This is a genomic window from Salinibacterium sp. G-O1 (assembly GCF_030063305.1).
GTDB lineage: Bacteria > Actinomycetota > Actinomycetes > Actinomycetales > Microbacteriaceae > Rhodoglobus.
Genome location: NZ_JASISV010000004.1, coordinates 224,609 through 247,069, shown reverse-complemented (window position 1 = coordinate 247,069; position 22,461 = coordinate 224,609). Strand labels below are relative to the sequence as shown.

Sequence of the window (22,461 nt, the reverse complement as noted above, 5' to 3'; positions counted from 1 at the left end):
CGCCGCTGGGCGGCGAGCGGGCACGGCGGGCGCATCCATCGATCGGTGGATGCCGCATCAGCCGGTGCACGGCTGTTGCCGCCGTGCGGGCGCGGGCACTATTGACTCATGACAACCACCGAGCCGGTCGTGAGTGTTCGAAACCTCCACAAACGATATGGCAGCTTCACCGCCCTCGACGGGGTAAGTTTCGACATCCACCGCGGCGAAACTTTCGCCCTGCTCGGCCCCAACGGCGCGGGAAAGTCGACCACGATCGAGATTCTCGAGGGCTACCGCGACCGCACCAGCGGTGAGGCGAGCGTGCTCGGCGTCGACCCCGGCACGGGCGGCCTCGCGTGGAAAGCCAGGCTCGGCATCGTGCTCCAGTCGACCGGCGAGAGCGGAAACGTGACGGTGCGCGAGCAGCTCACCCACTTCGCCGGCTTCTACCCGAACCCGCGCGACGTCGATGAGGTGATCGCCGCGGTAGGGCTTCAGGACAAACAGAAGACGCTGATCCGCAAACTGTCTGGCGGGCAACGTCGGCGCGTGGATGTCGCACTCGGTATCATCGGACGCCCCGAGCTGCTCTTCCTGGACGAGCCCACCACCGGCTTCGACCCCGAGGCCCGTCGCCAGTTCTGGCAGCTCATCGACAGCCTGAAACAGGATGGCACCACCATCCTGTTGACGACGCACTACCTCGACGAGGCTGCGCAGTTGGGCGACCGGGCCGGCGTCATCGCCGGGGGCAGGCTCATCGATATCGGCGCCATCGACGAGATCGGCGGAGCCGAGGCGCGGGTGCCGATCGTGCGCTGGAAGCAGGACGGCGAACGGAAGAGTGTGCGCACGAGTGAGCCAGGGCTGGTGGTGGCCAAAATTGTCGCCCAGCTTGGCGAACCGGAGGCTCTGGAGATCATCCGTCCGAGTCTTGAAGACATCTACCTGCAGCTGGTAGCCGACCACGCGGCGGCCGAGGCCGCCGACCTGATGGAGAACGCATCATGACCACCACGACCATCCCGACATTGCCGGCGGGCCGCACCATCAAGCTGGGGCTGAGCCGCATCCGGTACGAGGTGAAAACCTACTTTCGCCAGGGCGATGCGGTGTTCTTCTCGTTCCTCTTTCCGCTGGTGATGCTCACCATCTTCTCGGTGGCATTCAGCGAGCAGAGTTTCGGGTCTGAGGCGGCCCCGCTCAGCGCTGCGGCCTTCTACCTGCCCGGCATGCTCGCCGCAGGGCTGCTGCTGAGCGGCCTGCAGAATCTCTCGATCGACATCGCGGGCGAGAAGGGCGACGGAACTCTCAAGCGGTTCGCCGGGACTCCCCTCCCCGTGCTGAGCTATTTCATCGGCAAGATTGGCCAGGTGTTCGCGACGGGCATCCTGCAGGCGGCGATGCTGCTGTTCGTGGCGGGTGTGGTGTTCCAGGTGGAGCTGCCCAGCGAGCCGGCGAAGTGGGCGACGTTTGCCTGGGTATTCCTGCTTGGGGTGTCGACGTCGGCAATTCTCGGCATCGCCCTCAGCGGGCTCCCCCGCACCGGGAAGAGCGCCACGGCCGTCATCATCCCGATCGCCCTGGTGTTGCAGTTCATCTCGGGTGTCTATCTGGGCTTCTCGCTGCTGCCCGAGTGGCTGCAGAATGTGGCCAGCGTGTTCCCCCTGAAGTGGATGGCGCAGGGCATGCGAGCGGTGTTCCTGCCCGAAGATTTCGCCAGCCTCGAGCAGGGCGGAACCTGGGATCTGCCCGGCGTGCTGGTGGTCACCGCGATCTGGCTTGTGGTCGGGTTGGCGGCGACCCGCATGACGTTCCGTTGGATCCGCAAGGATAGCTAGATGAGAAGCCTGCGCTGGTGGGACGTCGCTGTCGTCGGGATGACTGTCATCCTGGCGGCCATCGCGGTCGGCACCGGCTCCGACAGTCGGGAGACGGTCGGCGGGCTCGCCTCGGCGGGGGCTCTGGCTGTCGTGTGGTTCGCGCTGGCCCGGCGGGCGTTGCGCCGGCCGTCAACCTCGGCAATTCTCGTCGTCGCGGTGATCGTGATCTGCGCGGTCGGCACGGCGTTCCTGCCGGCGTTCGCCACGGTGCAGTGCATCGCGTTCCCGCTCGTCTGGACATTCGTTCGCGGCACCCGGCGTGCGATCGCCGCCAACGTGGTGCTGGGCGTCGGCGTCGGGATCGGCACCTGGCTCAGCACCGGCTCGCTGCTCCAGGCGTTCGCCGTGCAGGGTGTGTCGATCGCGCTGAGCATCTCGCTCGGCCTGTGGATCACCTCGATCGCGCAGCAGAGCGAGGAACGCCAACGGCTGCTCGACGAGCTGCGCACGGCACAGGAGAAGCTGTCGGCACTCGACCGGGACGCTGGGGTCGCCAGTGAACGGGAGAGGCTGGCCCGCGAAATCCACGACACCATCGCCCAGGATCTGACCGGGCTCGTGATGCTCGCCCAGCGGGCCCAGCGGGAGCTGTCGAGCGGGGTTCCCGCTGCAGAGACCCTCGGGATGCTGGAGGTGAGCGCCAGAACGGCGCTGGCCGAGACGCGTGCGCTGGTGGCATCCGGAACGCCGGTGGCCCTCAATGGCGGCATATCGGATGCGCTCGACCGTCTCGGTGAAAGGTTTGCGCGCGAGACCGGGCTCACGGTGACCGTCGCCGCCGACGGCCTCCCCGAGCTCGACCGCGATACCGAGGTCGTGTTGTTGCGCTGTGCGCAGGAGGGGCTCGCGAACGTCCGCAAGCATTCTGGTGGCCGCACCTCGACGGTGACCGCCTGGGCCGACAACGGGAGTGTCGCCCTGCGGGTGACGGACGATGGAACAGGTTTTGATCCGGATGCCGCGACCGACGGTTTCGGTCTCGATGGCATGCGCAGCCGGCTGGCCCTGGTCGGTGGCGCGCTCGACATCTCGACCTCGCCGGCGGGAACCGTGCTCACGGCGACACTGCCGCTGCGGGTGAGCGCGTGATCCGCGTACTGGTGGCGGACGATCACCCGATCGTGCGCGGCGGGATCGTCGCACTGCTGGCCGCCGCCCCCGACATCGAGGTGGTGGGCGAGGCGTCCGACGGGCTCGAGGCCGTCGCCATGGCCGCAACGCTTGCGCCGGATGTGGTCCTGATGGATCTCAGGATGCCCGGCCTCGACGGTGACGCCGCGACAGCCCGCATCCTCACCGACCGGCCCCAGGCCCGGGTGGTGATCCTCACGACCTACGAAACGGACGCGAGCATCCTCACCGCGATCGAGGCCGGCGCGAGCGGCTATCTGCTGAAAGCCGCGCCGCAGGACGAGATTCTGGCCGGAGTCAGGTCGGTCGCGCGCGGCGAAGTTGCGCTCGCCCCGGCCATCGCGGCGATGCTGGTGAACCGAGTGGCGAAGCCCTCGATCTCACTGAGCCCACGCGAAACCGAGGTGCTCACCCTCGTGGCCCAGGGCGACAGCAACCCGACCATCGCGAAGAAGCTCTTTGTGGGCGAGGCCACGGTGAAGACCCACCTCCTGCACGTGTTCGAGAAGCTCGAGGTCAGCGACAGGACCCGCGCCGTGACGCGGGCCATGGAGCTCGGCCTGCTTTAGTAATTTTGGATGTCGGCGCACAGCGTCACCCATCGAGACCTCCACTTTTGCTGCCTCGCCGCCGTTCTAACCCGCAGAAGTGGAGATCTCGGTGAACAGTGGCCGCTGCGCGCCGCCCGGCGCGACGGGTCTAGAGCTGCATCCCGATCATCACGGGCTCTGCGTGTAGTGGCACCCCAAACTCGGCGTGCACCCGCGCCTGCACGAAGCGCGCGAGCTGTGTGACCTGGTCGGCTGTGGCGCCACCCCGGTTGGTGATCGCCAGGGTGTGCTTGGTGGAGATGGCCGCGTTGGAGCCCGGGAGCGAGAATCCCTTGCCGATGCCGGCCTGTTCGATGAGCCACGCAGCGCTGAGCTTGACGAGGTAGGGACCATGGTGAGGCCTCTGGGGCGGCTGCTGCCCGAGGGGCACGACTACGTCCGGCTCGTCGTCGACGATCGGCCACCGCGGGGCATCCTTCGGCAGGCCGCGCGCGAAGTTCTCGTCGACGATCGGGTTGGTGAAGAACGAGCCGCAACTGGTCGAGTCGGGGTCGGCAGGGTCGAGAACCATGCCCTTGGCTGCGCGCAGCGCCAGCACGCTCGCGCGCACGTCGGCGATCGACACCTCGGTGCCGAGCGGCACGCCGAGCGCCTGGGCAAGCTGCGGGTAGGCGACGGCTCCGCGCTGGCTGCGCCGCAGCTCGAACTCGACGGAGAGCACAACACCCTGCCGGCCGCGCTTGATCACCGATGTGCGGTATCCGAACCCGAGCTCATCCAGCGTCAGATGCTCGATGTCACCGCTCAGGTAGTCGAGAAACTCGATCGACACGAGGGTGTCGCCGACCTCCTGACCGTACGCCCCGATGTTCTGGATGGGTGCGGCCCCGGTCGATCCCGGGATTCCGCTGAGCGCCTCGATACCCGCCAAACCGTTCGAGACCGCGAAGTCCGCGAGGGCGTCCCACGGCTCACCGGCCTGCGCCACCACGCGCACAGCCTCGCCGTCAGCAACGACCTCGACGCCGCGAGTCAGGGTCCGGATGACCGTGCCATCGAATCCGTCATCCGAGATGACCACGTTGGATCCGCCTCCCAGCACGAACCACTCGTCGCCGCCGGCCCAAGCCTCGCGGGCAGCATCGACCAGTTGAGCGGTGGTGGTGGCATCCACGATGCGCGTCGCTGGACCACCGACCCGCATGGTAGTGAGCTCGGAGAGCAGCATCAGGTGAGAGACACCCTGACCTGAGCCTTGCCGAGCACGGTCTGGTCGGCGGCGGTGACGGTCAGGTCGACGCGAGTCGAGTCCTCGTCGGTGGCCGCAATCTTCGCCACGACGGTGACGGAGGCGCCAGTCGTGGAATCCACCAGCACCGGGCGCGTGAAACGCACCTGGTATTCGAGCACGATGCCACGCTCACCCAGCCAGTCGATGACGGGCTGCACGGCAAGTCCCATGGTGAGCATGCCGTGGGCGAGAACGCCGGGAAGACCCACCGACTTCGCGATGTCGTCGCGGTAGTGGATGGAATTGAAGTCTCCAGATGCGCCGGCGTAGCGCACGAGTGAATCTCGGGTGATCGAGAACGTGTGCTCGGCGACCACGTCGCCAACGGTCAGGTCGCTCATACGTCACCCCTGACGACGAGTGTTGAGATCGCGGTGACCACGTGCGAGCCACCGGCATCCACGATTCGCGATTCGGCTGTCACCATCGAGTTGCCTCCGAGGGTCTTTACGCTCGTGACGGTCAGGGTGGCGGTGAGCTCGTCGCCGGCGACGATCGGCCGGGTGTAGCTGAACCTCTGCTCGCCGTGCACGACCATCGTGAAGTCGATGCCTGCATCTGGCTCGGCCAGGAGTTGCGCGAGGGTGGCTTCCTGCACAACGACGGGGAACGTCGGCGGCGCGATGATGTCGGTGTAGCCGGCGGTGATGGCGGCGTCAACATCGAAGTTGAGGGGACTGGAGGAGAAGACCGCTCGCGCGAACTCGCGAACCTTCTCCCTGCCCACGAGGTAGGGGGCGGTGGGGGCGAACACCCGGCCCTGGATGTCTGGATTCACTGGCACCATGCCAGCCTACCGACCGAGGCGCGCGCTGGAGGGTGGGGGAAATGCGAAACCCCGGCGGCCACATGGGCGCCGGGGTTTGCGGAATCTCTAGAGGTGGGACAGGCCTACTGGCAGCTGTCGCACTGCAGAAGATCCATCGGGTCGACGGGAACTGCGTATCCGCCGACGTTGTCGCTGTCGTTATCCATATGCGATCCTCCCCAAATCTTCTGTGGCCGAGACTGCCAGCGGCAATCTTTTCGGCTGTGCCTCTCGCGTTCTGCGGGTGGGTCTCCACTATATAACCTGAATGACAGCCGTGTCATTCCACTACATGTTGTGTTTACGGCGTGTCGCCAAAGTTTTTTCGTTTTCGTTGGGAGACCCCGCGGGAGTGGCAACTTTCGCGCTTCAGGCTTTCCGTCCCGCGATGGACAGACCGGTCTGCTTCCAACTTCCTGAGCATCAGGTCAAGCCCTCGACATCGGTTTGATCGACAGCTTGAATGATTTATACAGCAGTGCAAAACCCGGAGTGTGTTTCAGCGTTTCCTTTGAGCGATAAATGGAGAGCGAATCATGACGATTGCGACATCGAGACCCAGTCGCGAACGCAAATCCAGCGGGCCCATCCGCTGGAAGAGCGTGCAGAAGGGCCTCTGGGTAGGTGAACGTGACGGAGAGTTCGCTGGCCTGATCGAGTCGACGCGCGGCGGCGGTTTCGCCGCGATGACCTGCTTTGGAAGTCCTAAGGGGGCATTCACCACGCTGGATGCGGCGAAGCAGAGTTTCGCCGCCTGATCCGGCCCAGCGCGGCGGTGTGGACTTGAACGGCTGACGCGCATCCGCGACCATATACTGGCGCTCCCACCTGCATCCACGGACCGGAGTACCAGTGTCATCTGACTCGATCATCGAGCCGCGCGGAAACCTTTCCTTCCTTCGCAAGCACGTCGAGGTGATCATCGCGGTGCTGTTGGGCCTCATTTCGATCGCCACTGCTTATGCGTCATTTCAGAGCTCGCTCTACGACGGCAATATGACGCAGGCGTATACGACAGGCTCGAACCTCTCGACCGAGGCTGAATCGCTTTACCTCGAGGGAAACCAGCAGTACGTGCAGGATGCCCAGCTCCTCGATCGCCTCACCGACCTGCAACTCGACATGGCCAACCCCGACCCGGCGATCGCCGATGCTGCGCAGATCAAGTACGACTTGATCTACTTCCAGTCTGTGTCTGAAGACTTCGACAGGGCCATTACCGCGGCGGACGCGTTGAACGAAAGCGACCCCGACCTGTACTACAGCCCGCTCGACGATGAGGACTACCAGGCCTCGCTGTTCGGAACGTATGCAGAGACGAAAGACCAGGCGGTCGCATCCATCGCCGATGGCGACAAGGCGAACACCCTCAGCGACAAGCTGACGCTCGCCACCGTCGTGATGGCCATCTCACTGTTCCTGCTCGGTATCGCGGCGGTCGTGGGCGCTTTCCGCATCAAGCTGATCATGGGCAGCATCGCCGTCGTCATCTTCGTTCTGGCCGCGGCGCTCACCGCGACGATTCCGCCCCTGACGATCGGCTAGCGCCCACAGAGAAGGTTGCTGGCTCGGGCTACTCGCCGCCGACCCGGATGATCAGGGCATCTCCCTGGCCACCGCCGCCGCACAACGCGGCAGCGCCGATCCGTTCCCCGCCCATCTGTCCGAGCTCAAGCGCAAGGGTGAGCAGCAGTCTGGTCCCGCTCATCCCCACCGGATGCCCGACGGCGATCGCCCCACCGTTGACGTTGACCTTCGCACCGTCGACCCCGAGTTCGGCAGCGGATGCCATGGCAACGCTGGCGAACGCCTCGTTCATTTCGAAGAGATCGATGTCGTCGACGGTCAATGTGCCTTCCCTGCGCAGGGCATCCCGGATGGCGTTGGCCGGCTGGTGGAGCAAGGAGGTGTCTGGACCCGCCACGGTGCCGTACGACACGATCTCGGCGATCCAGCTCAACCCAAGCTCCTGCGCCTTCGACTTCGACATCACGACGACCGCTGCCGCGCCATCCGAAAGCTGCGATGCGGATCCCGCCGTGATCGTGCCCGTCGGCGAGAATGCCGGCTTGAGTTTAGCGAGACTCTCGACCGTCGAGTCTGGCCGGATACCCTCATCCGAATCGACGACCACACCCTTGCGGGTGGTCAGGGGCACGATCTCTTTTGCCAGTCGCGCGCTCGTCGTGGCGGCATGCGCCCGGCGATGGGACTCGGCAGCGAACGTGTCCTGCTGCTCGCGAGTGAAGCCGAACTTCTCCTGATCGTGCTCGGTGGCGGCCCCCATCGTGATTCCCTCGATGGCGCCAACGAGGGCATCACGGTCCAGGGCGTCTTCGAAGGGCTTGCTGCCGTAGGTGATGCCGCGGCGCACGCCCCGCACGAGGTGCGGTGCGTTCGTCATCGACTCCATGCCGCCGGCCACCACGATCTCGTGCTGACCGCTGGCGATGGCCTGGTCTGCCATCGCGATAGCGGTCAGACCGGAAAGGCAGAGCTTGTTGATAGTCGTGGATGGCACGTTGAGCGAGATCCCACCGGCGAAAGCGGCCTGGCGCGCAGGCCCGGGGCCCACGCCCGCCTGCACCACGTTGCCCATGATCACGGCATCGACCTGATCTGCCGACACTCCCGCGCGCTCGAGTGCTGCCGCGATCGCGGCTCCCCCAAGGTCGGGAGCGGTGAACTCTGAGAGCACCCCTGAGAGGCGACCGATCGGAGTGCGCGCTCCTGCGATGATGACTGACCCTGCCATGATGACCTCTTCCGCGAGCTTCTTTGCTCCTTCAATCCTGTCATCATCCGGCGAAGTCGGCCCGAGATTAGGCTGGGGTTATGCCCCCAATCTCGCAACTCTTCGACCCCACCCGCTGGCAGGATGTCGAGGGATTCGAGCAACTCGAAGACATCACCTACCACCACGACACCAGCGGCCGCATCGCCAGAGTCGCCTTCAACCGACCCGAGGTTCGCAACGCGTTCCGGCCCCAGTCGGTGGACGAGCTGTACCGCGCCCTCGACCACGCCCGGCAGAACACGCGCATCGGTGTGGTGCTCATCACGGGCAACGGTCCGAGCGAAAAAGACGGCGGCTGGGCGTTCTGCTCGGGCGGCGACCAGCGCATCCGCGGGCGGGACGGCTACCAATACGCAGACGGCACCGCGGCCACGGGTCGCCTGCACATTCTCGAGGTGCAGCGACTGATCCGCACCATGCCGAAGGTCATCATTGCGGTGGTTCCCGGCTGGGCAGCCGGCGGCGGGCACTCCCTCCACGTCGTGTGCGACCTGACTATCGCGAGCGCCGAGCACGCCCACTTCAAGCAGACGGATGCCGACGTCGGCTCATTCGACGGAGGATACGGAAGCGCATACCTGGCTCGCCAGGTCGGGCAGAAGTTCGCGCGCGAGATCTTCTTCCTCGGGCAGGAATACAGCGCGCAGCGCGCCTACGAGATGGGCACCGTCAACGCGGTCGTCCCCCACGCCGAGCTCGAGAGCACGGCCATCCAATGGGCAGAAACGATCATGGAGAAGTCGCCCACCTCCATCCGGATGCTGAAGTTCTCGCTGAACGCCATCGACGATGGTCTCGCCGGCCAGCAGGTGCTCGTGGGTGAGGCGACCCGGTTGGCTTACGGCACCGATGAAGCCGTCGAGGGCCGGGACGCGTTCCTCGAGAAGCGCGAACCGGACTGGGGCCCGTACCCCTGGCAGTTCTAGCCCGCCGGTTCTAACCCGCCCAGGTTCCCTCGGGTGAGGTGACGATCTGCGCGGGCGCGTATGACCAGTGACCGCCGTACTCGTAGTGGCTCGATGCCCACGGTGACGCCCAGATCGCCGATTCGATGACATCCATGGGCGCTGACGACGCGAAACCCGCGACGATGTCGCTGTATCCCCCAACGCTGTGCAACGCTTCCGCGGCGCTCTCGGCGGCGTACTCGAGGCTGTCGTAGCTGCCGAGGCCGCTGTTTCCGCCAGAGTTCCAGCCGTTGTTCAGGGGGTTGTTGCGGTTCCACCAGTTGTCCACGCCGTTCTCCTGGCGCATCCATCTGGTCATGACCGTGACGTTGTCGTCGGTGACCGGGAAGCCAGCCTTGAGCAGCACAAGCTTGGCCCAGTCGTAGTTCGTACCTCCGGCGGCGAGGGTTTGAACTCCGGCCGTGGCCGAGTACGCATCCCGGGTGATGGCAACGCCCTGGGCACTGTCGGGCACCGTCAGTTTTTGGGTGCCAGCCGGGCGAAAAAATTGAACGTTCGCACTTGCTCGATCAGAGACGCTTGATACAGGCGGCGGTGCCAGCGACCCCACCGTCACGAGGGAAAAGGCGAACACGAGAGCACCCACCGCCATCCCGTTTCGGGCGCGCACACGCCACGATCGGCGCGGTGCGCGGATGCGATGAGATGCGGTCATGGGTGAGGTCCTGTGTGGAGGTGAGCAATCGTGAGGCTGCCACGGTAACAGGCGGTGTCGGGAACCTGCCGATATTACTTCTCTCATGTTCCTTGAAAGCGCTCCCATCACTCGTTAGGGTTCTGAGTGAGGCGGCGTAGACCGCTCGTTCTATAGGGCGGCAGTCGCCGCGCTATCCCTCAATGGAGAGGACCATCGCATGACCATGCCTGAATTCCCCCACAAGAAGTCCCGGATGCGGCGGTTAGCAGCAGCCGCGACCGGCGTCGCCCTCCTCGGCGGAGCACTCATCGCGGCCCCTGCCCAGGCGGCACCACCGCGACCGGTGGACCCGCTGAATCCGAATTTCGGCCCCAATGTGCAGATCTTTAGTCCAGATACTCCCCTCGGCGAGATTCAGAACACCCTCGATGCTCTCGCCGACCAGCAGCGCGATGCCGAGATGAGCAGCGCTCGGCATGCCGTGTACTTTCTGCCGGGCAGCTACGGCACCGCTGAGGCGCCGCTGCAGTTCGAAGTCGGCTATTACACCGAAGTCGCCGGGCTTGGGGCCTCGCCCAGCGACGTATCCGTAAACGGCGCGATCGAGGTGTACAACCGCTGCATCGGCGAGGGGGGAACGAACTGCATCGCTCTCAACAACTTCTGGCGCACCCTCTCGAACCTCTCCATTCAGGTCAACAAAGCAGGCCAGGATGGATGCCGCCAGAGCGCCAACTTCTGGGCGGTGTCGCAGGCAGTGTCGATGCGTCGGGTGAGCGTCACGGGAGCAAACCTCTCGCTCATGGACTACTGCACAGCTGGTCCTCAGTACGCCAGTGGCGGCTTCATCGCCGACTCCGACCTGCCGACCACGATCAACGGTTCGCAGCAGCAATGGCTGATCCGCAACAGCGAGGTCGATGAGTGGACCAACGGCGTCTGGAATCAGGTCTTCTCGGGCGTCGTTGGCGCTCCCGATGAAGCCGGATTCCCGAACCCTCCATACACGACGGTCGCCGAAACCCCAGTCAGCCGCGAAAAGCCGTACCTCTTCGTCGACGACGGCGGTCGCTACAACGTGCGGGTGCCCTCAGCTCACACGAACACGAGCGGCACGACGTGGGGCGAGGACGCTACGGCAGGACGCAGCATCCCGATCACCGACTTCTTCATCGCGACGCCGAGCGACTCGGTCAAAGACATCAACAACGCGCTCGCGCGGGGCCAGCACCTGATCTTCACCCCCGGCGTGTACGACATCGACCGCACGATCGAGGTCAAGCGAGCAGACACGGTCGTGCTGGGAATGGGACAGGCAACCCTCACCTCTGCCGGTGGCGCAGTTCCCATGGAGGTGAAGGATGCCGACGGCATCGTCATCGCCGGCATCACGATCGACGCTGGGCCAACACTCTCGCCCGCGTTGATGAAGGTCGGTAAGCCGAACGGCGGCAAAAAGCTCGACCCGAGCAACCCGATCACGCTGAGCGACGTGTACTTCCGCGTCGGCGGCCCGCACACCGGAAAGACGACGACCGCACTTGAGGTCAACTCCGACAACGTGCTGATCGACCACACCTGGGTGTGGCGCGCAGACCACGGCATCGAGGGGTTCACCAACGGGGTGAACGGCGATACCGACCGGTGGCAGACCAACATCGGCACAAACGGCGTCATCGTCAACGGCGCGAACGTGACGGCAACCGGCCTCTTCGTCGAGCACTTCCAGACGTTCAACACCGTGTGGAACGGGGAGAACGGCCGCGTCATCCTGTACCAGAACGAGCTGCCCTACGATCCGCCCACGCAGGCGGACTGGACCCAGCCCGACGGCACGCTCGGCTACCCCGGCTACAAGGTGGGAAGCAACGTCAAGAAGCACCTGCTCGAAGGAGCCGGCGTCTACGTGTTCAACCAGAACAACCCGTCGAGCGTCACCGCCAATGGATTCGTGGCACCTCAAACGCCGGGCGTGGTGCTTCGCCACATCATGACGGTGAACCTCGCGGCTGGCACCGTCCAGCACGTCGTGAACGGGGTCGGCGGCCAGGTGGACAACTCCAACACCGGAACGCCCTCGTACGTCGTGCAGTACCCGACGCCGTAGCGCAGCGCATGACGGATGCCCCGGCGGATCGCGCGAGCGACTGCCGGGGCCTCCGCCTGTGTCAGGCAGTCTCGCGACGGGCGCTCTTGGCCGCTGGCTTTTTCCTGGCAGGTTTTTTGGCGTCGGACTTTTGGGCGGCCCGATTCTTCTCAACGCTGCGCTGGAGCGCCTCCATGAGGTCGAGCACCTCGCCCTTTCCCGTCTCATCCGTGGGCTCGCCGAATGTCTCCTCGGTGCTCACGGTGTCACCCTTCTTCAGCTTCGCATCGATCAGCTCGCGCAACTGCTCTTGGTAGTCATCGGTGAACTTCTCGGGGGCGAAGTCGGAGGCAAAGGAATCGACGAGCGACGACGACATCTCCAGTTCCTTCGCCGAGATCCGCACCTTCTCGTCGAGTGAGGGGAAGCTGGCTTCCCGCACCTCGTCGTCCCACAGCAAAGACTGCAGCATGAGCACATCACCGCGAATGCGAAGTGCCCCGAGCCGGGTCTTCTGCCGGAGCGCGAAGTGCACGATGGCCGTGCGCTCCGTCTCCTCGAGCGTCCGCCGCAGCAGCACGTAGGCCTTCGTCGACGCTCCGTCGGGCTCGAGGAAGTAGCTGCGGTCGAACATGATCGGGTCGAGCTGGTCTGAGGGAACGAATTCCACTACCTCGATCTCGCGACTGCGCTCTTCCGGCAGCTTGCTGAGGTCGTCATCGGTGAGGATGACGGTCTGCTCGCCGTCGTCATACGCCTTGTTGATGTTCTCGAAGTCGACGATCTTGCCGCATATCTCGCATCGGCGCTGGTATCGGATGCGACCGCCGTCTTTGTCGTGCACCTGGTGCAGGTGCACGTCGTGATCTTCTGTCGCGCTGTACACCTTGACCGGCACATTGACGAGACCGAACGCGATCGCGCCTTTCCATATGGATCTCATGGCCTTATCGTCCTCCGGTTACCCCATGAACGAAACCCCTTGCATCCGTCAACCACTAGAGCGCAGCGCGCCCGACTGCCACGATGGCAAGCAGACAGCGAAGGAGTCGTCGTGGCGCAAAAGCAGGTCGTATCCATCGACGGCCACCGCATCACCCTGACCAATCTCGACAAGGTGTTGTATCCGACGACCGGAACCACGAAGGGCGACGTGCTGGCGTACTACGCGGCCATCGCCGATGTGCTCATCCCCCACGCGGCCAATCGGCCCGCTACGCGCAAACGCTGGGTGCACGGCGTGGGCACCGCCGAGCAGCCCGGTGAGGCGTTTTTCCAGAAGAACCTCGATAACTCGGCTCCGTCGTGGGTGAAGCGGCGCCCCATCGAGCACAAGACCCACTCCAACGAATACCCGCTCGTCAACGACCTGGCCACCCTCTCCTGGCTCGGGCAAATCGCGGCCCTCGAGGTGCATGTGCCCCAGTGGCAGTTCGGTCGCACGGGCACGCGCAAGAACCCCGATCGGCTGGTGCTCGACCTCGACCCGGGCGAGGGGGTCGGGCTTGCCGAGTGCGCCGAGGTCGCCCGGCTCGCGCGGGCGATCCTGACCGGGATGGGCCTCGACCCGATGCCGGTCACCAGCGGAAGCAAGGGCATCCACCTGTATGCCGCTCTCGACGGCAAGCAGGATTCGGATGCCGTCAGCGCCGTCGCCCACGAACTGGCGCGATCGCTCGAAGCCGATCATCCTGATCTCATCGTCAGCGACATGAAGAAGGCCGTCAGGGCGGGCAAGGTGTTCGTCGACTGGAGCCAGAACAACGGCAACAAGACCACCATCACTCCCTACTCGCTGCGCGGGCGGGTGCGCCCCACTGTCGCCGCGCCCCGAACGTGGCGGGAGCTCGCATCCAAGGAACTGAGCCAGCTCGAATACCCGGAGGTGCTGGCGCGGGTGAAGCGTCGCGGTGACCCGTTGGCTGACCTCACGAAGGGGCACCTCGAATCGCTGGAGCCCACGGTCGAACATCAGGCGACCTTCGTGACGACCGCCGCCAGCCGGGACCGACTCGAGAAATACCGCAGCATGCGGGATGCGGCGAAGACACCGGAGCCGGTGCCGTCTGGTGTCGCCCCTTCCACCGACGGCCTGAGTTTCGTCATTCAGGAGCATCACGCCCGGCGCCTGCACTGGGACTTTCGGCTCGAACACGACGGCGTACTGGTCAGCTGGGCTCTGCCCAAAGGTGTGCCCACCGACGCGAAACAGAACCACCTCGCCGTGCAGACTGAGGATCATCCGCTGGAGTACGGCACGTTCGAGGGCACCATCCCCGCCGGGGAATATGGCGGCGGCGAGGTCACGATCTGGGACGCGGGCAGCTACGAACTCGAGAAGTGGCGGGACGACGAGGAGGTCATCGTCACCATCCACGGCGAGAAGCACGGCTCACACCGCTATGCCTTGATCCACACCCGGGGAGGCGGGCGGGCCGAGAACAACTGGCTGATCCACCTGATGTCGGATGCCGCGCACGCGCCCAGAGCGCGGACCGTGGTCGGCTCGCGCCGGGCACCGTCGCGCTCGGTGAAGCCGATGCTGGCGACCCTCGGCGAGCAGGGCCAACTCGCCGACGACGATTGGGCATTCGAGATGAAGTGGGATGGCGTGCGCGCCATCGCCACGGTGACGGATGGCGAGGTGACGCTCACGAGCCGAAACGGCAGCGACGTGACGGCGACATATCCCGAATTGGGCATACTTGCGGAGTCCGTCGGCCAAGATGCCGTCATCGACGGGGAGATCGTCGCACTTACCAAGTCGGGCCGGCCCGATTTCGGCCTGCTGCAGAACCGGATGGGCCTGACCAAGCCGCAGGATGTCGTGGCCGCCATGGCGAAGACGACTGTGCAGTTCATGGCGTTCGATCTATTGGCCTACGCCGGTGATTCGCTGGTGAAGAAGAGCTACAACGAACGCAGGAACGCGCTCGAGAAACACCTCAAGCCAGGAGGGCCGATTAAGATACCGCCCGCGTTTGACGGGGACGAAGACGCCGCGATGACCAGCAGTCGATCGCTCGGTCTCGAAGGGGTGGTCGCCAAGAAGCGCGACAGCACCTATCGGCAGGGAGCGCGGTCCCGCGCCTGGGTGAAGCTGAAGCACCACCGCACCCAGGAGGTTGTCGTGGTCGGCTGGACTCCCGGTCGCGGAAATCGCAGTGGACGGGTGGGTGCGCTGCTGCTGGCCGTGCCCGGCGACGATGGGCTCGACTACGTGGGTAAGGTCGGCACCGGCTTCAGCGACCGTGAGCTCGACGCCCTCACGACGAAGTTCGCGCGGCTGGAGCGGGCGTCCAGTCCACTCGCGGATGAGTCGGGGGTAACCGACGCGGGAGTGCGGTGGGTGCGGGCCTCGCTTGTTGGCGAGGTGGAGTTCACGGAGTGGACCGCGACCGGGCGGCTGCGGCATCCATCATGGAAAGGCTGGCGATCCGACAAGGCCGCCGCCGATGTGGTGCGGGAGTGACCGCTACGGTGATGATGGAGTCAGGTTATCGATCCCCGTCGGCGTTGGCTTTCTGTCGAAACAGGTCCTTGGAGCGCAGCAGTCTCAGTGCTGTCACCAGCACGAGCCCCCCGAGCATGTTGAAGAGCAGGGTGTATCCGAACCAGCCGAGCCACTGCAGGTAGGTGATCGAAGCACCGGACTGGATCGCCCCGAAAATGAGAAGCGAATCCAGAATCGAGTGGAACAACTGCAGCCCTGCCAGCAGAAAACCGCCGATCACTGTCGCGACGATCTTCGCCACCTCGGAGTCTGTGCCCTGCTGCATGCGCGTCATCAGGGTTATCGTGCTGCCTCCCAGTACGGCGAGCACAACGCTTTGGAGGTTGAACGGGGCGTCAGTGAAGTGCAGCGCCGACTCGGTGAGGGTGTCATGCCATTGCGGAAAGGCCTGCACAACTAGCCACATGAAGACCCAGCCGCCAGCGAGATTCATGACGAGGGTGCCTCCCCACAATTTCGCAAGCTGGCCGACCGTGCCCTCGCCGGCCACGAGTGCGGCGACCGGCATCAGGAAGTTCTCGGTGAAGAGCTCGCTGTGCGCGAGCATCAAGGCGATGAATCCGATGCTGAAGGCGAGCCCCGCCAGGAGATGGTCCCCGGTCTGATCCAGGACCGCGAGGTAGGCCAGGATGCCGAGACCGACTTCCAACCCGCCGAAGAAACCGGTGATGAGGGTTACCCGCCAGGTGCGATGGAGCCGCTCAGCGCCCTCGGTGATGGTGCTGTCGAACGACTCTGCGATCTCGTCTTCGACGGGGTCGCCGCGATCGCCGATTTCCCGCCGCCGTTTTTCGCTCATGGGGTGCCTCGTTGCGTGCGCATGTCTCACTCTCTGCGGATCGGCCCGAAAGCGCAACCTCCTTGCGCATGCCGGTGCGAGCGTGTCAAGGCCTCCCCCCGATTCCGGCGATGTGCGCCGGGAATCCTAGGATTTTCGCATGCCAAGAACTTCCCTCCCCTACCCGCTCGGAGTCAGCCTTTCGGAGGGCGGCGCGAACTACGCCATCTATTCCGAGTCTGCCGATTCTGTCGAGTTCTGCGTCTTCGACGAGTCAGGAACCGAGCACCGCACCATCCTTGACGCCCGTACCGGGCACGTCTTCCATGGCTTTATCCCGGATGTCGGGGCAGGCACGCGCTACGGCATTCGCGTGGCTGGCCCATGGGATCCAGCCAACGGCCAACGCTCCAACGTGAACAAGGTGCTGCTCGACCCATACGCGCGGGCGATCGAAGGCGACTACCGCTGGGGCCAGGAGGTGTTCGCGCACGATCAGAACAACCCCGAAGAGATGGATGAGAGCGACTCGGCCGCTTTTGTGCCGCGCTGCGTCATCGTGGCCGACGACTTCGATTGGGAGGGAGACACGTCACCCCGGGTTCCCCTCTCGCAGACCGTCGTCTACGAAACCCACGTGAAGGGCCTCACCAAACTGCACCCGGAGGTACCCGAGGAGGTTCGCGGAACCTACGCCGGCCTGGCGCACCCCGCAGCAATCAAGCACCTCACCGACCTCGGCGTCACCTCTGTAGAACTGCTACCCGTGCACCAATTCGTGCAGGACAGCCACCTGCTGGAGAAGGGCCTCCGCAACTATTGGGGCTACAACAGCATCGGATTTTTTGCTCCCCACGGTGACTACAGCTCGGCTGGCGACGGGGGCGGGCAGGTCAACGAATTCAAGTCGATGGTGAAGGCGCTGCACGCCGCCGGCCTCGAGGTGATTCTCGATGTGGTGTACAACCACACCGCTGAGGGCAATCACCTGGGCCCCACGCTGTCGTTCAAGGGCATTGACAATGCCGCGTACTACAGGCTGGTCGAAGACGACAGGTCGTCGTACTTCGACACCACCGGAACGGGCAACAGCTTCAACGTCGGCCACCCCGCCGCACTCGGACTCATCATGGACTCGCTGCGCTATTGGGTCACCGAGATGCACGTCGACGGGTTCAGGTTCGACCTCGCGACCACCCTGACCCGCCAGGACGGTTCGGCAGAGCTGCACAGTGCGTTCCTCACACTCATCCATCAGGATCCGGTGCTTGCACCGGTCAAGATGATCGCAGAGCCATGGGACACCGCCGGCTATCAGGTTGGTGGATTCCCGGCCGACTGGTCCGAGTGGAACGGCAAGTTCCGCGATGACGTGCGCGACTTCTGGAACGGGGACGACCAGGTTCTGGGCACGCTCTCGCAGCGCATCCTGGGTAGTCCCGACGTGTATGAAGCAAGCCGTCGTTCACCGCTGGCCAGCGTCAACTTCGTAACTGCTCATGACGGATTCACCATCGCCGATCTCGTGTCGTACGCCGAGAAGCACAACGAGGCGAACGGCGAAGACAACAACGACGGAGAGAGCGACAATCGTTCGGCCAACGGCGGAGTTGAGGGCACAACCGACGACCCCGCAGTGCTGGAGTTCCGCGCCCGGCAGCAGCGCAACCTCCTGGCATCTGTGTTGCTTTCCGCGGGAATTCCGATGATTCTCGGCGGGGACGAACTCGGACGCACCCAACAGGGCAACAACAACGCCTACTGCCAGGATGATGAGATCTCGTGGTTCGACTGGGAGAACGCGGATTCCGAGCTGACCGCGTTCACTGCCAACCTGATCGCGCTGCGCCGCGACAACCCGGCGCTCAGGCCGACCTGGTTCCGCCAGTCTCCCGAGGTGGAGGCCTCCGACTCAGTATCGGTCGTACAGATCAACGGCAACGCGTTTGCCGAGGAAGACTGGGACAACCCCGACATTAGGGCAGTGGTCTACCTCTTCGAGCACCCGGGGAAGAACGCGTTTGCGCTGCTGCTGAATTCGGCGAGCAACGGTGTCGAGGGCACGCTGCCGGCCGCCCCGGGCGCCGAGTGGGAGGTGGCCGCATCGAGCGATCCCGACCAGTCGATGGAATCGGGGACCACCACGCTGGTCGTCCGCGATCACTCTTTCACTCTGCTGATCTCACGCCACCGCGACTGAGCGCGAAAAAGGGCGGCCCCGACCGGGACCGCCCTCCTCGCTATCAGCTAGCCGATGGTGCCCATGCGGCGACGCAGGTACAGGGCAGCCGCCCCGAGGAACACCAGACCGCCGCCCAGCGAAATCAGGCCGGCAATGCCGTCGCCAGAGCCAGTATTCGGCAGCCCAGCGCCAGAGCCGTTACCGGCTGGCGTCACTGGCACCGGCGGCGTCGTGACCGGCGAGCAATCACTGGCCGAGGGTGCGGCGAACACGAACGCGGATGGATTCACCCAGTCGACATCGATCCCGTCAGGTGCGACGGGTTGGACGGTGACCGTGATGGATCCGTTTGCTGCCGCATACGTTCCCGCGAGTACGCCGGGGGTGCCGTTGACCGTGAACGTCACCTGGTTAGGGGTGAAGCCCGCAGCGACGCCGAGAGTGTACGACCCCGCCGCGGTGCAGGTGGCCTGTGTGAAGGTCACAGTCGGGAGCACGAGCGCCAGAGTGGGGATTTCCTGTTCGCAGTTGTTCGCGAAGAAGGCCTGCCCCGCCGCATCCCAGTTGAGTCCGGCGAATTCCATGACCTCGCCCTGTGTGAGGTACGAGAACGGCGGAACGATATCGGCCGAGCCGTCATGCGTGTCATGGCTTCCCGCAAAGAACGCGCTCACCGAGATGTTCAGCAACTGGTAGACGCCAGCCGGGCCGAACGCCACAAATACCAACTCATCTGAATCGGTTTCGACTCCAGCCGCGTGGCAGAACTGCACCATGGTGAAGTTCGTGTTGTCGCAGGCCTCACTCGTGTCGATCGGCTTCAGCACTCCGTGGAATGTAATTTCGGTGAGGCCGCCGGCGAATTGAGCATCGCCAGTCGCAGTAGCGGTAACGGAATAGTTGTCGTCACCGGCGGGATCCGTGACCGGGCCCCACGTCGCGTTGGCCACCGCGCCAAGCACAAGCTGCTCGCCAGCCGTGCAGGTCTCGGGCGAGAACGACACTGCTGCCGTCGCGACATCCGGGATCACCACGACCGTGTCCTTGCAGCCAGCCTCCAGGAAGGCCCGACCTTCGGCATCCCAGTTGAGGCCCGGGAATTCGACGACCGCACCCCGCTTGATGTAGCTGAACGGAGGAACGATATCTGCGGAGTTCCGGTGAGTGTCGTGACCGTCCCTGAAGAACGTCTTCACCGAGGTGTTGAGCAGCACGAACGGATTCGAGTCACTCCTCGTGGCGTGGCAGAACTCGACCTTCACGATTTTCGTGTTGTCGCACGCCTCGCTCTTGTCGATGTGGTCCAGCTCACCGCGGAAGGTGAGCTTGGTGAGCCCCCCGGCGAAGAGTGCGTTGCCTGTCGCAGTCGCGGTCACGGAGTAGTCATCGCGGCCCCGAGGGTCGGTGACCGGCCCCCATACAGCGTTGGTCACAGCGCCAAGCACCAGCTGCTCAGCAGCCGTGCAGCTCGCTGGGGTGGTGGACACCGATGCCGTCGCGACATCCGGAATCACCACCGGCTCCTCGCATCCTGCCGCCAGGAAGGCCTGTCCTGTCGCATCCCAGTTCAGTCCGGGGAAGTCGATGGTCTGGCCCTGCTTCACGTAGGAGAACGGGGGAACAATGTCAGCGAAGTTCTGGTGCGTGTCGTGCCCAGCGTTGAAGAACGCGTTCACTGAGGTTTCGATCAGCACAAACGGGTTCGAATCGCTGCCGGTGGCGTGGCAGAACTCCACCTTCTTCGCGGTTGTGTTGTCGCACGCCTCGCTCGTGTCTACCGGATTCAGTACTCCGTGGAAGGTGAGGGTACTCAGTCCGCCCGGGAAGAAAGCGTTACCAGTCGCGGTAGCGGTGACTGAATAGTTGTCGCTCCCCGCAGGATCGGTGACCGTGCCCCAAGCGGCGTTGGTCGCGGTGCCCAACACGAGCTGTTGTGCGGCTGTGCAGCTCGCCGCGATAAACGAAACTGATGCGGTCGCAACACCTGGCACGACGACTACACGCTCACAACCGTTGTTGAAGATCGCCTGACCGGCAGCGTTCCAGTTCAATCCAGGGAAGTTGATGGTCTGGCCCTGCTTGACGTAAGAGAACGGGGGAACGATGTCCTCGAAGTTCTGGTGCGTGTCATGCCCGGCGTTATAAAAGGCATTCACGGACGTATCGACCATTACATAGGGGTTTGACGCGCTTGCCGTGGCGTGACAGAACTCAACCTTTTTTTCGACCTCAACCACCGGCTCCGGCTCCGGCTCTTCCGCCGGCTTCGTTGAGAAGCTCATCGCAGGAGGACCGACGTTTACCGGCTCGGACGCAACGGACTGCTCGGGGATCGGTGCGGTCGCGCTTGTCTCCGGCGCATCCGGCACAACCACTGGAGCTTCGATGCTCGGTTCAACCACTGGAGCTTCAACGCTCGCGATCGTGGTTTCGGTGTCGGTGACGACATCGTCATTGGCGAATGCTGGTGCAGCAGTGCCGATTACGGCGCCGCTCGCCAGCGTAAGTGCGGCAAGCGCCGCGAGAAATTTGTTGCTGAACATGGCGGGGTTCTCTCGGGTAGAACAAGTGTGCCGGGGGGAGCGGGCGCAGGCGCGTTCGGAGCGCGCACAACGTCCGTCGTTGAGCGAACAAGCACGAAGAGGGGGTAGACGTGCGCTCAACGTTCGGGGGCGTTGAATGGGTTAGCGATCACCTTCTCAGGTAGCGGCTCGGCGTCGAGCCAGCCGGGGTTTTCGGGTCCGGCATCTAGTTCGCACGCTAACACGTCCCCTATACAGGGGACAATCCCCTTGACTGAATCGGTATCGCTGCTTTAAGGCCGGGGTGCGGCGCCCGTCGGAGATCTCTCGACGCTGCTCCTGAGCGTGAGGTCTGCGAAGCGGCAGCCTCGTCAAGCCGCTTCGCAGACCCGCTTCAGCTCGAGCATGTCTTTGAGCAGTGCCTTCTTTGTTGCGCCGGCGAAGAACACCATGAGGAGTGACCCCACACTGGCACCGAACGTGAGCGGCCGACCCTCAAACGTCATCTGCACTCGGGTCGATGAGCCGACGGGGGTGAAGAGGTATTCGCTTCGGTAGTGCGTCCCGTGCGATTCCGCCTCTACTACGTAGGAGGCATCCTGTTCAATCGCCGTCACCCACATCTCCTCGGTCGCCTCCTTGCCGAACATGATGCGGGTTTCGCGCCATTTCGTGCCGGCTTGCATTTGGACGGGGCCGGCGAGGATCTCGACCTTGGTGATGCCCGGAACCTCTGCCGCGAAAACATCGAGGTCACTGAAGACAGCGAACACCTTCTCTGGCGCCGCGTCGACGTCGACGCTGGACTGGATCTTCATGGGAGCTCCTTCTGGCGATGGCTCCCAGAGTAGTGCGGCGCGTTCCGGCGGACCGCGGTTGCTCGTCCGGCTCAGAGTCGGACAGACGACAACGATGTACGCCGGCGAGGAGTTTGTGGTTTTCCGCACCGCATAGCAAGGAGGAGGGCGCCTGCCGCCGCAGCTATGAGGCGTTCACGCCATTCTCGTCGCAGTCCGACGATCACGCCGCGAACCAGGAACTCGCGAGCAAGGCCGCTTCGACCCGAATGATGACGATCGCCCTTACGGCAACGTCGTAGGCATGCCGCGCATCAATTCCACCCCACGAGCCGCGGCAGATCGTCGCCACAGCGCGCAACTTCAGCAATTTGCCGCAGTTCGGCGCTGTACGGGCTGCCACGCCAACGGATCGGTCGCGTCTAATGCTCCGCGTCCCGGCGATTAGGTGAACAAGGTAGCTGAGGCGGGATTCGACTCCCCTACTGAGCTGCATCCACATCGCGCGGTAGAGCGAAGGGACAGGCCGCGCGT

The 22,461-nt window shown here is 64.4% G+C and carries 20 protein-coding genes; 10 read left to right on the top strand and 10 right to left on the bottom strand.

Annotation, left to right across the window (positions count from 1 at the left end):
* Positions 1–108: 108 nt before the first annotated feature.
* The 4 genes from QMG83_RS14645 to QMG83_RS14630 are packed head-to-tail and all read left to right on the top strand — an operon-like array spanning position 109 to position 3,565.
* On the top strand, positions 109–993 hold the full coding sequence (locus QMG83_RS14645; RefSeq protein WP_283506144.1) for an ABC transporter ATP-binding protein: 885 nt from the start codon (positions 109–111) through the stop codon (positions 991–993).
* Positions 990–1,823: an ABC transporter permease gene (locus QMG83_RS14640; protein ID WP_283506143.1), complete on the top strand. Its 834-nt coding sequence runs from the start codon at positions 990–992 to the stop codon at positions 1,821–1,823. The genes QMG83_RS14645 and QMG83_RS14640 overlap by 4 nt, the downstream gene beginning before the upstream one ends.
* Complete coding sequence (locus QMG83_RS14635; protein WP_283506142.1) at positions 1,824–2,954, top strand: sensor histidine kinase; 1,131 nt, start codon at positions 1,824–1,826, stop codon at positions 2,952–2,954.
* Positions 2,951–3,565, top strand: a complete 615-nt coding sequence (locus QMG83_RS14630) for a response regulator (protein ID WP_283506141.1) — start codon at positions 2,951–2,953, stop codon at positions 3,563–3,565. Before QMG83_RS14635 ends, QMG83_RS14630 begins: the two co-directional genes overlap by 4 nt.
* A 130-nt stretch (positions 3,566–3,695) precedes the next feature.
* On the opposite strand, the gene QMG83_RS14625 is transcribed toward QMG83_RS14630, so the two are convergent.
* Genes QMG83_RS14625 through QMG83_RS14615 form a run of 3 tightly spaced genes read right to left on the bottom strand, consistent with a single transcriptional unit; the run spans position 3,696 to position 5,622 of the window.
* Positions 3,696–4,775, bottom strand: a complete 1,080-nt coding sequence (locus QMG83_RS14625; RefSeq protein ID WP_283506140.1) for a UDP-N-acetylmuramate dehydrogenase — start codon at positions 4,773–4,775, stop codon at positions 3,696–3,698.
* Positions 4,775–5,179 (bottom strand): MaoC family dehydratase, encoded by a 405-nt coding sequence (locus QMG83_RS14620; protein WP_283506139.1) that lies wholly within the window; start codon positions 5,177–5,179, stop codon positions 4,775–4,777. Before QMG83_RS14620 ends, QMG83_RS14625 begins: the two co-directional genes overlap by 1 nt.
* The gene (locus QMG83_RS14615) at positions 5,176–5,622 is read right to left on the bottom strand and encodes an FAS1-like dehydratase domain-containing protein (protein ID WP_283506239.1); all 447 of its coding nucleotides are present in this window, start codon (positions 5,620–5,622) and stop codon (positions 5,176–5,178) included. Before QMG83_RS14615 ends, QMG83_RS14620 begins: the two co-directional genes overlap by 4 nt.
* A 560-nt stretch (positions 5,623–6,182) precedes the next feature.
* Here QMG83_RS14615 and QMG83_RS14610 point away from each other — a divergent pair.
* Together QMG83_RS14610 and QMG83_RS14605 are read left to right on the top strand one after the other, a co-directional pair.
* A complete protein-coding gene (locus tag QMG83_RS14610) occupies positions 6,183–6,404 on the top strand; it encodes a hypothetical protein (protein WP_283506138.1) in 222 nt (73 codons plus the stop codon).
* A gap of 94 nt (positions 6,405–6,498) precedes the next feature.
* The gene (locus QMG83_RS14605) at positions 6,499–7,191 is read left to right on the top strand and encodes a hypothetical protein (RefSeq protein ID WP_283506137.1); all 693 of its coding nucleotides are present in this window, start codon (positions 6,499–6,501) and stop codon (positions 7,189–7,191) included.
* A gap of 28 nt (positions 7,192–7,219) precedes the next feature.
* Here QMG83_RS14605 and QMG83_RS14600 read toward each other — a convergent pair whose 3' ends face one another.
* Positions 7,220–8,401, bottom strand: a complete 1,182-nt coding sequence (locus tag QMG83_RS14600; RefSeq protein ID WP_283506136.1) for an acetyl-CoA C-acyltransferase — start codon at positions 8,399–8,401, stop codon at positions 7,220–7,222.
* 80 nt (positions 8,402–8,481) lie between these two features.
* Between QMG83_RS14600 and QMG83_RS14595 the strand changes: the two genes are divergently transcribed.
* Positions 8,482–9,369 carry a 1,4-dihydroxy-2-naphthoyl-CoA synthase gene (locus QMG83_RS14595; RefSeq protein WP_283506135.1) on the top strand — a complete coding sequence of 296 codons (888 nt, stop codon included), beginning with the start codon at positions 8,482–8,484 and terminating at the stop codon, positions 9,367–9,369.
* 10 nt (positions 9,370–9,379) lie between these two features.
* Here QMG83_RS14595 and QMG83_RS14590 read toward each other — a convergent pair whose 3' ends face one another.
* A complete protein-coding gene (locus QMG83_RS14590) occupies positions 9,380–10,066 on the bottom strand; it encodes a hypothetical protein (RefSeq protein ID WP_283506134.1) in 687 nt (228 codons plus the stop codon).
* A gap of 199 nt (positions 10,067–10,265) precedes the next feature.
* On the opposite strand from QMG83_RS14590, the gene QMG83_RS14585 reads away from it, so the two are divergent.
* On the top strand, positions 10,266–12,155 hold the full coding sequence (locus QMG83_RS14585; protein WP_283506133.1) for a pectate lyase-like domain-containing protein: 1,890 nt from the start codon (positions 10,266–10,268) through the stop codon (positions 12,153–12,155).
* Between the two features lie 61 nt (positions 12,156–12,216).
* On the opposite strand, the gene ku is transcribed toward QMG83_RS14585, so the two are convergent.
* Positions 12,217–13,077, bottom strand: coding sequence for a non-homologous end joining protein Ku (gene ku, locus QMG83_RS14580; protein ID WP_283506132.1), 861 nt, complete (start codon positions 13,075–13,077; stop codon positions 12,217–12,219).
* A 111-nt stretch (positions 13,078–13,188) separates the two neighbouring features.
* On the opposite strand from ku, the gene QMG83_RS14575 reads away from it, so the two are divergent.
* The gene (locus tag QMG83_RS14575) at positions 13,189–15,606 is read left to right on the top strand and encodes an ATP-dependent DNA ligase (RefSeq protein WP_283506131.1); all 2,418 of its coding nucleotides are present in this window, start codon (positions 13,189–13,191) and stop codon (positions 15,604–15,606) included.
* A 25-nt stretch (positions 15,607–15,631) separates the two neighbouring features.
* On the opposite strand, the gene QMG83_RS14570 is transcribed toward QMG83_RS14575, so the two are convergent.
* Positions 15,632–16,447, bottom strand: coding sequence for a formate/nitrite transporter family protein (locus tag QMG83_RS14570; RefSeq protein ID WP_283506130.1), 816 nt, complete (start codon positions 16,445–16,447; stop codon positions 15,632–15,634).
* Between the two features lie 139 nt (positions 16,448–16,586).
* On the opposite strand from QMG83_RS14570, the gene glgX reads away from it, so the two are divergent.
* Positions 16,587–18,626 (top strand): glycogen debranching protein GlgX, encoded by a 2,040-nt coding sequence (gene glgX, locus QMG83_RS14565; protein WP_283506129.1) that lies wholly within the window; start codon positions 16,587–16,589, stop codon positions 18,624–18,626.
* A 47-nt stretch (positions 18,627–18,673) separates the two neighbouring features.
* On the opposite strand, the gene QMG83_RS14560 is transcribed toward glgX, so the two are convergent.
* The 3 genes from QMG83_RS14560 to QMG83_RS14550 all read right to left on the bottom strand — a co-directional run bounded on the left by QMG83_RS14560 (position 18,674) and on the right by QMG83_RS14550 (position 22,330).
* Positions 18,674–21,151, bottom strand: coding sequence for an LPXTG cell wall anchor domain-containing protein (locus QMG83_RS14560; protein WP_283506128.1), 2,478 nt, complete (start codon positions 21,149–21,151; stop codon positions 18,674–18,676).
* A 350-nt stretch (positions 21,152–21,501) separates the two neighbouring features.
* Positions 21,502–21,948: an SRPBCC family protein gene (locus tag QMG83_RS14555; RefSeq protein WP_283506127.1), complete on the bottom strand. Its 447-nt coding sequence runs from the start codon at positions 21,946–21,948 to the stop codon at positions 21,502–21,504.
* Between the two features lie 202 nt (positions 21,949–22,150).
* Positions 22,151–22,330 carry a hypothetical protein gene (locus QMG83_RS14550; protein ID WP_283506126.1) on the bottom strand — a complete coding sequence of 60 codons (180 nt, stop codon included), beginning with the start codon at positions 22,328–22,330 and terminating at the stop codon, positions 22,151–22,153.
* Positions 22,331–22,461 lie beyond the last annotated feature (131 nt).

Coding starts and splice junctions, on each gene's coding strand:
- QMG83_RS14645 (WP_283506144.1), top strand. CDS start 109: ATGACAACCACCGAGCCGGTCGTGAGTGTTCGAAACCTCCACAAACGA.
- QMG83_RS14640 (WP_283506143.1), top strand. CDS start 990: ATGACCACCACGACCATCCCGACATTGCCGGCGGGCCGCACCATCAAG.
- QMG83_RS14635 (WP_283506142.1), top strand. CDS start 1,824: ATGAGAAGCCTGCGCTGGTGGGACGTCGCTGTCGTCGGGATGACTGTC.
- QMG83_RS14625 (WP_283506140.1), bottom strand. CDS start 4,775: ATGCTGCTCTCCGAGCTCACTACCATGCGGGTCGGTGGTCCAGCGACG.
- QMG83_RS14620 (WP_283506139.1), bottom strand. CDS start 5,179: ATGAGCGACCTGACCGTTGGCGACGTGGTCGCCGAGCACACGTTCTCG.
- QMG83_RS14610 (WP_283506138.1), top strand. CDS start 6,183: ATGACGATTGCGACATCGAGACCCAGTCGCGAACGCAAATCCAGCGGG.
- QMG83_RS14600 (WP_283506136.1), bottom strand. CDS start 8,401: ATGGCAGGGTCAGTCATCATCGCAGGAGCGCGCACTCCGATCGGTCGC.
- QMG83_RS14595 (WP_283506135.1), top strand. CDS start 8,482: ATGCCCCCAATCTCGCAACTCTTCGACCCCACCCGCTGGCAGGATGTC.
- QMG83_RS14590 (WP_283506134.1), bottom strand. CDS start 10,066: ATGACCGCATCTCATCGCATCCGCGCACCGCGCCGATCGTGGCGTGTG.
- QMG83_RS14585 (WP_283506133.1), top strand. CDS start 10,266: ATGACCATGCCTGAATTCCCCCACAAGAAGTCCCGGATGCGGCGGTTA.
- ku (WP_283506132.1), bottom strand. CDS start 13,077: ATGAGATCCATATGGAAAGGCGCGATCGCGTTCGGTCTCGTCAATGTG.
- QMG83_RS14570 (WP_283506130.1), bottom strand. CDS start 16,447: ATGAGCGAAAAACGGCGGCGGGAAATCGGCGATCGCGGCGACCCCGTC.
- glgX (WP_283506129.1), top strand. CDS start 16,587: ATGCCAAGAACTTCCCTCCCCTACCCGCTCGGAGTCAGCCTTTCGGAG.
- QMG83_RS14560 (WP_283506128.1), bottom strand. CDS start 21,151: ATGTTCAGCAACAAATTTCTCGCGGCGCTTGCCGCACTTACGCTGGCG.
- QMG83_RS14555 (WP_283506127.1), bottom strand. CDS start 21,948: ATGAAGATCCAGTCCAGCGTCGACGTCGACGCGGCGCCAGAGAAGGTG.